Source organism: Galbibacter sp. BG1 (assembly GCF_013391805.1).
Lineage (GTDB): Bacteria > Bacteroidota > Bacteroidia > Flavobacteriales > Flavobacteriaceae > Galbibacter.
Genome location: NZ_CP058364.1, coordinates 1,848,263 through 1,862,601 on the forward strand (window position 1 = coordinate 1,848,263; position 14,339 = coordinate 1,862,601).

Consider the following 14,339-nt stretch of genomic DNA (forward strand, 5'->3'; position numbering starts at 1 on the left):
TTACAATAAATAGATTTATAATAAAGAAGCTACACCGCATATTTATGAGAGTGCTGCACTTCTTTCGTCCGCTAGTGGAGACGTCTTTTCGAGGCCAGTTCTTTGAGTGGCCATGACGACTTCTCTCAAAGAGAGGTGGACTTAATTTATAGAAGAATATATTTATTAACCGCTATTAAAGAGATGTTATAACACGAACTTATAGCCAACCCCTTTTACGGTTTTAAAATGATCGTCCCCAATTTTCTCACGAAGTTTTCTAATGTGTACATCGATGGTTCTACCACCCACAATTACCTCATTACCCCAAACCTTATCTAGAATTTCATCTCTTTTAAATACTTTGCCTGGGCGGCTCGCTAATAAAGAAAGTAATTCAAATTCTTTTCTAGGTAATATTATTTCGTCCCCAGATTGAATAATCTTGTATTCATCTCGGTTTATGGTAATGTCTCCAACTTTAACAATGCTTTCTACCGTTTCTTCTTCATCTTTTAAACGTCTCAATAAAGCTTTTACCTTGCTTACCAATACTTTGGGTTTTATAGGCTTGGTAATATAGTCGTCTGCACCCGCATCGAATCCCGCAACTTGAGAGTAATCTTCCCCACGTGCGGTTAAGAAAGTGATAATGGTGTCTTTAAGATCAGGAGATTTTCGTATTTGTTCGCAAGTTTCAATCCCGTCCATTTCGGGCATCATAACATCGAGAATGATGAGGTGTGGCTTTTCTTTTTTTGCTTTGGCAATGGCATCAATTCCATTTTTGGCGGTGGTAACATTGTAACCTTCAGAAGATAAATTGTATCCAACGATCTCTAAAATATCCGGTTCGTCGTCTACTAATAGAATTTTAATTTCCCTCTTTTTCATGAGTTTTTTAAAGTTTAATCCCAGTAATCGGGGTTAAGTTATGTATGCTGAATCGTTCTGCGGTAAAGCATTTTTTAAGTTGGTGGAAGGCGTATAACTTCAACATAATAAGTGTTTTAAAATAACGAATGTTATGCTTTCCGACGTCAAAAGTAAAGATAATATTAAAATATCAAAGCACTTAACATTCATTTAATATCGTAACACAAACGTAACATAGCACTCATTTAGGTTTAACACGTGGGTAACTTGTTTTATGTAGAACGCTCGTTTATTTGCATCGGAATTAAAATTAAACAATGAAACATTTATTCACAGTTCTAATACTGTTTGTAAGCGCCCTAATGGCAGCGCAGGAAGCTAAAGGTTCTATCGTAGGAACCATTACTGATAAAGAAATGAATAACGACCCCCTACCTTTTGCAAATGTGCAAATAGAGGGTTCCACAAAAGGAACTACAACCGATATGGATGGGCTTTATGAAATAGCCAATGTAGATCCAGGAACCTATACCTTGGTAATTAGTTTTGTGGGGTACGAAACCTTAAAAGTACCCAATATTAAAGTAGAAGCGGGCAAAGTTACCGAACTTAATACCGCTCTAGGGGCAAGTAGTGTAAGTCTAGACGAAGTGGTCGTTACTACAACTGTTCGAAGAGATTCTGAAACTGCTTTATTGTTAGATCAAAAGAAGGCGATTGAGATTAAAGAAAGTATAGGGGCGCAGCAATTAACTAAAATTGGAGTTTCCGATGCAGCAACGGCAACATCTAAGATTTCTGGCGTTACTACAAGTGAGGCTTCAGGGGATGTTTTTGTGCGAGGATTGGGTGACCGTTATTTATCGACTACTTTAAATGGCTTGCCGATACCTTCAGATGATGTAGAAAGAAAAAATATTGATTTAGGACTTTTCTCAACTAAAGTTTTGGAAAATGTAGGGATTAGTAAAACGTACTCTACAAGTGGATATGCCGATCAGGCTTCTGGTAATATTGATGTTACTAGTCGACAACTAAATGGAAGTGAAGAGCTTAGTGTTGGTATAAGAGGAGGTGTAAACACAAATGTAATGAAGGATGGAGTTTTTAATGATTTTAAAGTTTCTCCAAATAATAGTGATATTACTGTAGGTTTTTACGATCCTAGTTTATCTCCTGATGAGGCTATTACTGGTCAGGGATGGGATCCAGTAACTGCTAGCACTCCATTAGATTATAGGTATGCACTTACAGCTGGTAAGAAATTTGGCGACAAATTCTCAATACTATTTACAGGGTCTCAATCTGTATCTAACAATTATAGAGAGGGAGTTTTTAAACAATTCCGTTCGAACAACCGAGATGTTGATTTTACGGATGCAACAAATTGGAATAAGGATTATAATACCACAGCGTTGGTAGATTTAACTTATTTCATTAACAAATCTCATAAATTAAAAGCAGTAAGTATGTTTATCAACCGTCTTCAAGATCAGGTTTTTGAAGCGGGTAGAAATGGTGAAGGTTTTGTTTTTGAAGAAACAGCACCAGTTGAAGGTTTGGGTCAATTTATACGAGATCAGAATACAAGACAAACACAACTTTGGGTGAATCAGTTGTTTGGTACACACCAACTTTCAGATAGAAATGAATTTACTTGGGGTGGTGCTTATAATATTGTAAATGCTGATGAACCGAATAGAATTAGGAATGAATTCAATATTGATCCGAACGATCCTACTTTTGTACAATTTGGGAGAAATGGGGGTTTTCAGCAGCGTAAGTCGACCCAAAAAATAGATGATGCTGAGTACAATGGATTTTTGAATGATGAGTTCAAAGTCATTGATGATGAAAATAAGTCTTTTAGAGTGAATTTGGGAGGTAACGTTAGGTATAAAACGAGAGATTTTAATTCTCAATTCTTTGGAGTAACGGAAACTTCTTTGAATGCTGTAAACCCTGATTCTGTAGATGATTTAGACGATGTTTTTACAGATGAAAATTTTCAAAATGGAAGATTGAGATTTCAATCATTACCTGAGGATTTATATGAAGGTACTTTAGGGGTATACGCCGGCTATGCTAACTTTAATGTTGCTCTGGAAAAATTCAACTTTAATGTAGGATTGCGATATGAAAAAGACAATATTGATGTTGATTACATGGTTAACAATTTCCCGAATGGGGCAACTTCAAAAGAGTATTCTAATATATATCCAAGCTTAAACTTTAAGTATAATTTCAATGAGCAACATGGATTGCGTTTTGCAGCCAGTAGAACCATTACCTTGCCTGAGTTTAAAGAAATTGCTCCATTTGAATACGTGTCGCCTACAGGTCAAATTACAAGAGGTAATCCAGGTATCGAGGCCTCTACAAACTTAAATTACGATATTAAATACGAGTTTTTTCCAAATGCAGGTCAATTAATTTCATTAGCAGGATTTTATAAAGTTATTGATGATCCTATAAACAAAGTACAGGATCGAGGTGCAGCCGGAATATTTTCTTTCTTCAACGCTGGGGATCAGGCAAGAGTTTCTGGTTTAGAGCTAGAGACGAGGGTAGATCTTATTTCTTCTCCAGAACCAGATTCTGGTTATGATTTAAATCTGAATCTGAACGTAACACGTATGTGGCATCAGCAGGATTTAAAAGATGTTTTTGATGAAAATGGAAATTTTGTTAGAACATTTAGATACAATAATAAGTCTGAAACTGGACTTCAAGGGGCATCAGATTGGATTGTGAATACTTCATTAGGTTTCTCAACAAAAACACAAAATGAATTTAATGCTACCTTAACAGCAAACTACGCTTCAGATAGGATATTTGCATTGGGAGCTCCGGAAATTCAAACACAGGCAGATATACAATACAACGAAGAAATAATAGAGCAAGGCTTTGTCACTTTAGATGCAGTTATTTCAAAGGATTTAGGTGAACATTGGAATCTAAGATTGATTGGAAGAAACCTTTTGAATCCGGATATAGAGAGAACTCAATTGGTTAGGCCTGTTGCAACTGGAATAGAAACCAATGAAGTGGTAAGGTCTTACCAAAACGGAGTTCAAGTTAGATTAGGAATTAGTTACACATTTTAAATAAATTTTAACCGCTTAGCGGGTTAGTCAATTAAACATCTCAAAAACAATTAATTAAACTTTAGATTATTATGAAAAACAGAATGATTAAAATTTCAGCTTTAACAGCGCTTTTTTGCAGCCTTGTTCTGATTGGTTGTAGTAGCGATGATGATGGCGGTGGAACACAGCCACCTGTAGAGAGCAATGTTCTTACCGGAGACTTAACTGAGGATAGAACTTTAGACCCAACTATACAATATAGAGTACAAGGGAGTTTCCAAGTTACTGATGGAGTTAAATTAACTATTCCTGGCGGAACTCAAATCGTTTCTGATAGAGGAACTGGTAACTTTATTGCGGTATTGCAAGGTGGTGAAATAGACGTTCAAGGTACTGCTTCAAATCCAGTACTTATGACATCTGCTGAAGGAAACCCTGGGGACTGGGGAGGTTTATTGCTTTGTGGAAAAGCCACCACAACTGCAGGGGCTAATTCTATTGCTGAAGTAGGAGGATTAGTTTATGGAGGTACTGACGATTCCGACAGCTCTGGGTCTATAGATTACTTAACTATTGTTGGTTCAGGAGCACAAATTAATGCAGATTCTCAGTATAATGGACTTTCGCTTTATGCCGTAGGTTCTGGAACATCAATTAGCAATGTTGCCATTATTGATGGTGCAGATGATGGTGTAGAGTTTTTCGGTGGTACTGTTTCTGTATCTAACATATATTTAGAGAATAATCAAGATGATGCTGTAGACTGGACTGAAGGTTGGAATGGAACTGTTACAAATACTTATGTATTACACACGGTTGATGGGTTTTCTACTGCAGTTGAAGCAGATGGAGCAAATAACAATCCTAAGTTAGAAAACTTTACTGCAGTTTCAACTGTTGGTGGTTTAGCATTACAGTTCAAAAAAGAATCCGGAGCAACTATAGACAATCTTTCTTTAACAGGATATGATTCTAGTTTAGATTTCCCAGATAACGGAGCTTTAACTAATGTTAAAATTGAAGGTGAGGATGCCAATCCAGAATCTACTTATACAACTCCTCCAACTGTAAACATCGATATGTTTTCATGGGTTTCTACTGAGGTTGTTGTAGATCCAACCTTACTTCAAGGTACTGTAGAGGGCGAAGTAACTCTGGATGCATCTGTTGAGTACACATTAAATTCATCTTATGTGGTTCAAGATGGTGGTAAGCTAATAATCCCAGCTGGAACAAAAATCACTGCAAGATCAGGTGGTACAGATGTTTATATTGCTGTACTTCAAGGAGGTGAAATAGATATTCAAGGTACTCCTGAAAATCCAGTTGTGATTTCTTCTGTAGAAGGTAACCCAGAAGATTGGGCAGGTTTAACAATTTGTGGTAAAGCTACCACTACTGCAGGAGCTGGTACAATTGCAGAAATCGGTGGATTTGTATACGGAGGTAACGACGACACAGACAATTCAGGAAGTATTAAGAATCTTGTTTTAGTTGGTACTGGTGCACAAATCAATTCTGAGTCTCAGTACAATGGGATTTCTTTCTACTCCGTAGGATCTGGAACAGTCGTTGAAAATATTGCGATCATCAATGGTGCGGATGATGGAGTTGAGTTCTTTGGAGGTACTGTTTCAGCAACGAATCTATATTTGGAAAATAACCAAGATGATTCTGTGGATTGGACTGAAGGTTGGAGTGGTAATATAACCAATACGTACGTTTCTCACACGGTAGCAGGTTTCTCTACTGCTATTGAAGCAGATGGTGCAAACGGTAATCCTAATATAGTAAACTTTACTGCTGTATCAACTGTAGATGGTATAGGGTTACAGTTTAAGAAGCAATCTGGAGCTACTATATCTAATATCTTCTTAGATGGGTATGCTACAAATGTAGATTTCCCTGATAATGGAGGTGCTCCTGCTAATGTTATTATAGATGGTACTCCATTGACTGGACCTTCAGACGATGTATTCAGTGATGGTACTGCCGTTGATATTTCTACGTGGACATGGAAAGATGCTAGACTTTAAGAAGTAAAATTAGTATTTTAGAAATAATATATAACCACCCCGACAATAAAAGTCGGGGTGGTTTTTTTATGCCCAAATTGTCATGTCGATCCCGAAGCCTCGGGTGAGATATCACATAAACTTGCCTCAGTACGGTTTTTTCTTTAAAAAAAGATAGCTCATGGATCCAGCCAAATTAGTTTTTATTGCAATGCCCTTCTTTTATAATAAGTGATTACTTATCTAGATGAGACTTCTCCACCCACTCTTACGGTTGGCATCGAGGAGACCAGTGCGTCATATCGATCGCAGGGAGATATCACATAACCCTACTCAAAGAATTTTACACTACCTGGTTATTCAGTGTTTCCCATTTGGGATTAAAACTTGTTATCAGTTGATTTTTCTTTTCTCTACGCCATTTTTTAAGTTCTTTTTCCCGCTTGATGGCTTCCAAAGGGGTTTCAAAACCTTCATAATACACCAAGTAAAAACAACTGTATTTGCCTGCGAATGATTTTTTAAGGTTTTGGCTATCAAAATAATGTTGGGATAGTCTTCTTTGGATATTGTTTGTTACTCCAATATAAAGGGTAGTTCGGTATTGATTGGTTGTTATGTAAAGGAAAAAATTGTAGAGTATGGAATAAAGATAGTAAGACTTCATATTAAATTCGCTTTGCCTAAGTATTGGGACGCAATAGTAGGATGGGACCTCTCTTCCAGCCCTAACGGCCAGCATCGAAGTGACCAGTGCGTCATATCGATCTTGAAGCCTCGGGGGATATCACAAAAGGCTATTACCAAGCGGCATGCTACTTTTAACTAGCGCTTCACATGATCTAAAAGATTTATTTAAAACACATAAAAAAGCCCGGATCTTCACCCGGGCTTAACGCACTAATATACTAAGATGTTAGGTTTAGCGTAATCGATCCACAGATTTTACAAGATCTTCGTCCTTTTTAATGGCCCTGTTGGCCAACACTAAAAAAACGATAGAAACAATAGGTAGAAGCATCCCAATACCCTTCTCAGAAACGTTGGTTTCTCCGGATAAGATTAGCGACCGATAAACGAAAAATCCTAGTAAAAAAAGATTGAGTATTATGTTCAATCTGTTCAACACAAATTGATTTTTTCTTTTCTTATATAAAAATATAGTTACAAAGGCCAAGATTGCAGAAACAGCAAATAGGGCAGAATACAAAATATCATTATCAGCATAAACAGCTTCCCCCTTATTATCTGTCCAAAGGTATACCCAAAATGGTAAAACCCCGCTGATAATAACAACTAGAAGTAGGTAAATGCTCTGTATACGTTGTAACACTTTTTTAATTTTTCTTCCGCAAAAATAGCGTTCTTTTTTAAAAATTGTGCTTGTTTATTAAAATTTATTTGTATTATTGCCTAGTCAATTCGAAACGAGTGCTTTACTGCGTTTCATTTTGAACTTCATATAGAATTTTCACGAAAAGATACATTTTCACCTCAAACCAATAATAAATTATTTATTTAATCAATGTTTGAAATTTCAGATTTAAAAGCAAAAAAACTTGCTGAGTTACATGAGATTGCCAAAGTGGCGGGTATTCCTAAATACAAATCTCTCAAAAAGAACGATTTAATATATCAGATATTAGATGTACAGGCTGCGAGTCCAGAGGCGGTAGCAAAAGAAAAGGCAAAAGCGGAGAAAGATAATGCAGGCGAGAAGAAGAGCGCTCCTAAGCCTACCCCGAGAAAAAGAACACGTACTACCAAAAAACCTACCAATAACCAACCTTCCGATTCTAAAAACACTCCTCAAAAAACTTCAGAAAATACTAAGCCAGAAGCTAAGAAAGAGGAAGTGGCTCCTGCTAAGCAGGCACCAAAGCAGGAAAATAATGCTCCTAAAAAGGAAGAGTCGAAAAAAACACAAAATAATAATAGAAACACCAACGATTCTAAAAATACAAAACAGCGCAAGGATAGCAATAGCAACAACAGCAACGCTTCGCGCAACCAAAACCAACCGCAACAGCACAAGAAAAACAACAATGCTCCCAAAGACAGGGATAATTACGATAAGGAAAAGAAAAACCGTTACCGTGAGCCCGATTTTGAGTTTGATGGTATTGTAGAAAGTGAAGGGGTGTTGGATATAATGCAGGATGGCTACGGTTTTTTAAGAAGTAGCGATTACAATTATTTATCTTCCCCTGATGATATTTATGTTTCCCAATCACAAATTCGTTTATTCGGTTTAAAAACTGGAGATACCGTAAAGGGAACCGTACGGCCACCAAAAGAAGGGGAAAAATATTTTCCTTTGATTAAGGTGAATCAAATTAACGGACTCGACCCACAAGTGGTGAGGGATCGTGTTTCTTTTGAACATTTAACTCCATTGTTTCCTAATGAAAAATTTAGGCTAGCTGAAAAGCAAAGCACAATGTCTACACGTATTGTAGATTTGTTCTCCCCAATTGGGAAAGGACAACGTGGAATGATAGTTTCCCAGCCAAAAACGGGAAAAACAATGTTGTTGAAAGATATTGCCAACGCCATTGCAGCCAATCATCCAGAGGTTTTTCAATTGATCTTGTTAATCGATGAGCGCCCGGAAGAGGTTACAGACATGCAACGCCATGTGAGAGGGGAAGTAATTGCTTCTACCTTCGATGAACCTGCAGATAGACACGTAAAAGTGGCCAACATTGTTTTGGAAAAAGCAAAACGACTGGTAGAATGTGGGCACGATGTGGTAGTTCTTTTAGACTCCATTACGCGTTTGGCACGAGCTTATAACACAGTGCAGCCAGCCAGTGGTAAAGTATTGAGTGGGGGTGTAGATGCCAATGCCTTGCATAAACCTAAGCGTTTCTTTGGTGCTGCCAGAAATATTGAAGGCGGTGGTTCTTTAACAATTATTGCGACCGCACTTACCGATACAGGTTCTAAAATGGATGAGGTTATTTTTGAAGAGTTTAAAGGAACGGGTAACATGGAACTGCAGTTGGATAGACGTATTTCCAACAAACGTATCTTCCCAGCAATCGACTTAATTTCTTCTTCTACCCGTCGCGACGACTTATTATTGGACGAAAATTCCATTCAGCGTATGTGGATTATGCGTAAGTATCTATCGGATATGAATCCGATTGAAGCCATGGAGTTTATGGAGCAACGTATAAAAATGACTAAAAACAATGAAGAATTTTTAATGACGATGAATCAATAACTGTAAACGTCTTCGCGAGGAGGTACGACGCAGCGATCTCTTGAATTGTAGATAGATTTATAAACAGCATGAAATGTCACCCTGTCCCGAAGTATCGGGAGTCGAAGGGTGACATTTTGTTTTACGATCTTTTTTTCTTCACTTGAATGGAAAGTCTAAAATAGAGCGATCGTGCAATCATTATCAAAACAATAGCAAACGGAAATGCAAAGATAAGTGTGGCCGCTTGCAAGGCTTTTAATCCTCCGCCGGCCAATAGAATAATGCAAAGCACGGATAAAACAATCCCCCAAGTTACTTTTAATCGCAGTTTCGGGTCTAAATCTCCTTCAGAAGTCATCATGCTAATAACATAAGTAGCCGAATCGGCAGAAGTAATTAGGAAAGTAAACAGCAAAATGATGGCTATGGTGGAAGTAATGCTCGAAAACGGCAATTGTTCAAAAAGCAAAAAGGTCCCTAGACTTACATTGTCGAGAATTTCGCTGCCAATGGTAGTATTGGTAAAAAGTTCGAGTTCAATGGCATTACCGCCAAAAACCGAAAACCAAAAGATGCTGAAAAGGGTGGGAATCAAGAGGCATCCTACAATGAGTTCCCGAACAGTTCTTCCTTTGGAAATACGGGCAATAAAAATCCCTACAAAAGGAGACCATGCAATCCACCACGTGAAATAAGTTAGCGTCCAATCGCCCATCCACCTTTCGTATTGAGGCTCGTAAGGATCCACTTTAAAACTGAATTCTGGCAACTTTTGTATGTATTGGCCTATGGAATCTACAAAAACCTTTGTATCGAAAAGGGAAGAGCCTGCCAAAAACACAAATAGTAAAAGCGCAATCGCCACGATCATATTGGCATTTGAAAGTATTTTAATTCCTTTGTCCAATCCTGTGGAAGAAGAAATAATAAATATTACAGTAATTAAAATAGTAATACAAGCATATCCGAAGAAATTGGAAGTGTCCCAGTCAAAAACATAATCCAGTCCTTGGCTTATTTGTATAACCCCAAGTCCTATGGAGGCGCTTACCCCAAAGATTACGGCAAGAATAGAAACCAAATCGATTATCGATTTTAGGATTTTTCCAGTGGATTTATTAGAGGTAAAATTGAGTACACTAGACGATATTAGATATTTTTTTCTTTTTCTAAATCCGTAATAAGCGGTGCCCAAAGCACAAATAGTATAAATGCCCCAAGCGTGAAATCCCCAATGAAAGGCTGTTAGCGAGATGGCTTCTTTGGCCGCTTCAATGCTTCCAGGATCGGCGAGCGGTGGTTTTAAAAAATGATGCGTTGGTTCTGCAGTCCCGTAAAATAAAATTCCTACCCCCATTCCGGCCGAAAAAAGCATGGAATACCAAGAAAAATTGGAAAATTCCGGACGTTGATCCGGGGCTCCCAAAACAACGCTTCCAAACCTACTGGATGCCAAGAATATCAAGAAAATTAAGAAAGAGGAGGCGAGCAATACATAAAACCAACTGAGATTGTAAGCAATAAACGCAGATATATCATCGGCCAAATGGATGAGTTTGTCCCCGGCGAGGACCGCAAAGACAATAACAATAAAAGTAATGATTAAGCTGGCCCAAAAATTAATCCCGATAATGGATTTTTCTTCTTCCCTTATATCATTAACAGAACGACGAATGTCCTCCAGTTCATTTTCAATAAGTTTCTGCCGAAAGGTTTTTTTCTTTTGCTCAATTATTTTGTAGGTTCTAGACTTAGAAAGGTCGAGTTCCCTGCGCAGTTCAATCTCGTACTCTTCCACCATCGAGTCTATTTCTAGCTGTACCTGGGGATTCGTAATTTCATTTGGGTTTTTAGAATCTTGATTGTTGTCCACCATAATAATTTGTAGTTTGAGGTGGGGGAGATTAAAACATCTACTTACAAGATAAGGAATAATTTAAACTTATGTAGGTTGATGAAACTTCATATTAATTTTGGGTTTCTAAAACGTTGTAGGTTATAGCTCTGTTAACGAGCAGATTATTTAAATATTATTTTTTAATTTGAAGCAAAACCAACAGAACTATGCAAACACTAAAAAGATTTCTTACTCCCATTATTTTATTCATTATATCGATTTTCTTTAAATCTGGAGCTAAGACATTTCTCAATTTTAATGAAGAAACCTCTTTTTTGGTCGGAAAGTTAAGTTCTATCTTGCTTATCATAAGTGTGGCTTGGGGACTTATTGTTTTAGTGAAGGTTTTAAAAATGCGCTATTTAAGGCATTATGATCTGCAGACTGAAAATAACTTAGATGCCAGAAAGCTTTATACTCAATTCAATATTCTAGAACGTATTATCATCTTTATCATTATTATTATTGCGGTAGCGGTAACTTTGATGCTTTTTGACGGTGTCCGTAAAATCGGATTGAGTTTGTTTGCTTCCGCTGGGGTTGCAGGTATTATCTTAGGTTTGGCAGCACAAAAGGCCATTGGTACCATTTTAGCCGGATTGCAAATTGCCATTTCCCAACCTATAAGAATAGACGATGTGTTGGTAGTGGAAGGTGAGTGGGGTTGGGTAGAAGAAATCACCCTTACCTTTGTAGTATTGCGTATATGGGATAAAAGACGGTTGATTCTTCCTACCACGTATTTTATTGAAAAGCCTTTTCAGAATTGGACACGTAACAGTGCCGATATTTTAGGGACTGTTTTTATTTATACCGACTATAACGTTCCTTTTGACGAACTTCGGAAAGAATTAACAAGGCTTCTCGAAGGAACCGATCTTTGGGATGGTAAAGCCAATGTGCTTCAGGTAACAGATAACAAACAGAATTATGTGGAGATTCGCGCTTTAATGAGTGCGAGCACCTCTCCGAGGGCATGGGATTTACGAGTGTATATTCGGGAGAAACTAATCACCTTCATTCAAGAAAACTATCCAGATAGTTTCCCAAAAACCCGGGTGTTGGTAAATGAATCTTCAAAATTGGAAATAAATAATTCTCAACATTCATAAATCGGTTTCAATCTACATTTTACTTCAAAATAGTAGGAAATGGATCCATTTTCCGAAGATAGCGCTGTCATATGGCATAAACACATTATGATATAGTTAACCATTTTTGTAGATTTGTTTTGCTATTTTACGCAGCAGCTGAATAGAAGTTTGGCTTCAGAAAACAAAAAACCTACATGGGAAAAGAAAAAGTTATCTTGGTTGATAATAACGACCGGCAAATTGGATTAATGGAAAAAATAGAGGCACATGAAAAAGCTTTGCTGCACAGGGCATTTTCGGTGTTTGTTTTTAATGATGCTGGAGAAACCATGATTCAACAAAGGGCAGCACACAAATACCATTCCCCTGGATTGTGGACCAATACCTGTTGCAGTCACCAAAGGGAAGGGGAAAGCAATATAGAAGCAGGGAAGAGACGGTTACAGGAAGAAATGGGGTTTAGCACCGAATTGGAAGAAGTGCTTTCTTTTATATATCACGCACCCTTCGATAATGGACTCACCGAACACGAATACGACCATATTTTGGTGGGTAAATTTAACGGGACGCCTCACATCAATCCAGATGAGGTAGCCTCTTGGAAATGGATGTCTTTAAAAGATATTCAAGAAGACATGAAGGTAAATCCAGATTTGTACACTGCATGGTTTAAAATAATCTTCGAAAAATTCTACGCACATATCGAAGAGCAATCATCTACCGTATTATGAAATTAAAAGTAAGCAGGAAAGCACATTTTAATGCGGCACATCGATTGTTTCGCAAAGATTGGGATGATGATAAAAACAAAAAAGTTTTTGGCAAGTGCAGTAATCCGCACTTTCACGGGCATAACTACGATCTTATTTTAAGTGTTACAGGTAAAATTGATCCCGAAACCGGATTTGTAATCGATTTGAGCGTTTTAAAAGAGCTTATTCAAATAGAGGTAGAAGATTACTTAGATCATAAAAATTTAAATGTAGAGATCGAAGAATTTAAAAATTTAAATCCAACTGTAGAGAACATAGCTGTGGTTATTTATAACCGGTTGAAACCGTCTTTAGAAAACTTCGATTTGGAAGTAAAGCTCTACGAGACTCCAAGGAATTTTGTTACCTATAATGGAGAATAGCTAAGCAACTCATAACTCAGTAAAAAAATATAAATAACCAAGAATGAAACCGTATCCAATTAAATTTACCCCGATTTTTAAAGAGTATCTCTGGGGAGGAACCAAACTCAAAGAAGTATTAGATAAAAATGTAACTACAGAAACAGCCTCCGAGAGTTGGGAGTTGTCTGGTGTAGAAGGCAATGTATCCGTAGCTAATAATGGGGATTTAAAAGGGAAAAGCCTACAGGAGCTTATAGATGCATATCCTGAAGATTTATTGGGGAAAGGTGTTTTTAATCGCTTCGGAAATAAATTTCCAATACTCATAAAATTTATCGATGCTAAATTGGATTTATCGGTGCAGTTGCACCCTAATGATGAATTGGCTAAAGAAAGACACAATTCTTTCGGTAAAACCGAAATGTGGCATGTAATGCAAGCAGATCCCGGTTCTAAATTAATAGTTGGTTTTAAGGAGACACTTACTAAAGAGACTTATTTAGAGCATTTAAAAAACGGGAAGCTGTTGGAAATCCTCAATCAAGAAGAGGTTAAGGCTGGCGATACGTATTTTATAAACACCGGAAAAGTACATGCCATTGGAGCGGGTATTTTGTTGGCGGAAATTCAACAAACTTCTGATGTTACCTATAGAATTTACGATTACGATCGAAAAGATAAAGAGGGGAATACGCGGGAGCTCCATACGGAGCAAGCGGTAGATGCGATTGACTATGAAAAGAAAGACGATTATTTGGTAACGTATTCCAAAGAGTACAATTCGTCCAACAACATGGTTACTTGCGATTATTTTATTACCAATTACTTAAACGTAGTGGGAACTTTTGTAAAGCAATTGGTAAATCGCGATTCGTTCACCATTTATATCTGTGTGGATGGAAAAGCACAAATTACAGCTGGCGAAACTACGGAAAGCTTGAACAAAGGCGAGACGATTTTAATTCCTGCCGTTGCAAACGAGGTGAGTATAAGTGCCAAGGATGCTAAAATTTTAGAGGTTCATATTTAAAAATGCACTACTTTTGCTGGCAAAATAATTA

11 protein-coding genes are annotated in these 14,339 nt (G+C 37.4%); 7 read left to right on the forward strand and 4 right to left on the reverse strand.

The annotated features are described in order from the left end of the window. Nucleotides 1-186: 186 nt before the first annotated feature. Nucleotides 187-873 carry a response regulator transcription factor gene (locus HX109_RS08175; protein ID WP_178950981.1) on the reverse strand — a complete coding sequence of 229 codons (687 nt, stop codon included), beginning with the start codon at nucleotides 871-873 and terminating at the stop codon, nucleotides 187-189. A 299-nt stretch (nucleotides 874-1,172) separates the two neighbouring features. Between HX109_RS08175 and HX109_RS08180 the strand changes: the two genes are divergently transcribed. Together HX109_RS08180 and HX109_RS08185 are read left to right on the forward strand one after the other, a co-directional pair. Continuing rightward, a complete protein-coding gene (locus HX109_RS08180) occupies nucleotides 1,173-3,962 on the forward strand; it encodes a TonB-dependent receptor (protein ID WP_178950983.1) in 2,790 nt (929 codons plus the stop codon). A gap of 395 nt (nucleotides 3,963-4,357) precedes the next feature. Beyond that, nucleotides 4,358-5,980, forward strand: a complete 1,623-nt coding sequence (locus tag HX109_RS08185; RefSeq protein ID WP_255462842.1) for a G8 domain-containing protein — start codon at nucleotides 4,358-4,360, stop codon at nucleotides 5,978-5,980. Nucleotides 5,981-6,302: 322 nt separating this feature from the next. Here the strand turns inward: HX109_RS08185 and HX109_RS08190 are convergent, their stop codons facing one another. Together HX109_RS08190 and HX109_RS08195 are read right to left on the reverse strand one after the other, a co-directional pair. Then, nucleotides 6,303-6,626, reverse strand: coding sequence for a GIY-YIG nuclease family protein (locus HX109_RS08190; protein ID WP_178950986.1), 324 nt, complete (start codon nucleotides 6,624-6,626; stop codon nucleotides 6,303-6,305). Between the two features lie 255 nt (nucleotides 6,627-6,881). Then, on the reverse strand, nucleotides 6,882-7,292 hold the full coding sequence (locus HX109_RS08195) for a DUF4293 domain-containing protein (RefSeq protein ID WP_178950988.1): 411 nt from the start codon (nucleotides 7,290-7,292) through the stop codon (nucleotides 6,882-6,884). A gap of 192 nt (nucleotides 7,293-7,484) precedes the next feature. Here HX109_RS08195 and rho point away from each other — a divergent pair, with 192 nt between their 5' ends. Then, nucleotides 7,485-9,188: a transcription termination factor Rho gene (gene rho / locus HX109_RS08200; protein WP_178950990.1), complete on the forward strand. Its 1,704-nt coding sequence runs from the start codon at nucleotides 7,485-7,487 to the stop codon at nucleotides 9,186-9,188. Between the two features lie 121 nt (nucleotides 9,189-9,309). On the opposite strand, the gene HX109_RS08205 is transcribed toward rho, so the two are convergent. Beyond that, complete coding sequence (locus tag HX109_RS08205; protein WP_178950992.1) at nucleotides 9,310-11,046, reverse strand: BCCT family transporter; 1,737 nt, start codon at nucleotides 11,044-11,046, stop codon at nucleotides 9,310-9,312. Between the two features lie 188 nt (nucleotides 11,047-11,234). On the opposite strand from HX109_RS08205, the gene HX109_RS08210 reads away from it, so the two are divergent. The 4 genes from HX109_RS08210 to HX109_RS08225 all read left to right on the forward strand — a co-directional run bounded on the left by HX109_RS08210 (nucleotide 11,235) and on the right by HX109_RS08225 (nucleotide 14,308). After that, nucleotides 11,235-12,179, forward strand: coding sequence for a mechanosensitive ion channel family protein (locus HX109_RS08210; protein ID WP_178950994.1), 945 nt, complete (start codon nucleotides 11,235-11,237; stop codon nucleotides 12,177-12,179). Nucleotides 12,180-12,355: 176 nt separating this feature from the next. Further along, the gene (gene idi / locus HX109_RS08215; protein ID WP_178950995.1) at nucleotides 12,356-12,892 is read left to right on the forward strand and encodes an isopentenyl-diphosphate Delta-isomerase; all 537 of its coding nucleotides are present in this window, start codon (nucleotides 12,356-12,358) and stop codon (nucleotides 12,890-12,892) included. Further along, on the forward strand, nucleotides 12,889-13,296 hold the full coding sequence (locus tag HX109_RS08220; RefSeq protein WP_178950997.1) for a 6-pyruvoyl trahydropterin synthase family protein: 408 nt from the start codon (nucleotides 12,889-12,891) through the stop codon (nucleotides 13,294-13,296). The genes idi and HX109_RS08220 overlap by 4 nt, the downstream gene beginning before the upstream one ends. A 43-nt stretch (nucleotides 13,297-13,339) precedes the next feature. After that, the gene (locus tag HX109_RS08225) at nucleotides 13,340-14,308 is read left to right on the forward strand and encodes a type I phosphomannose isomerase catalytic subunit (RefSeq protein WP_178950999.1); all 969 of its coding nucleotides are present in this window, start codon (nucleotides 13,340-13,342) and stop codon (nucleotides 14,306-14,308) included. Nucleotides 14,309-14,339 lie beyond the last annotated feature (31 nt).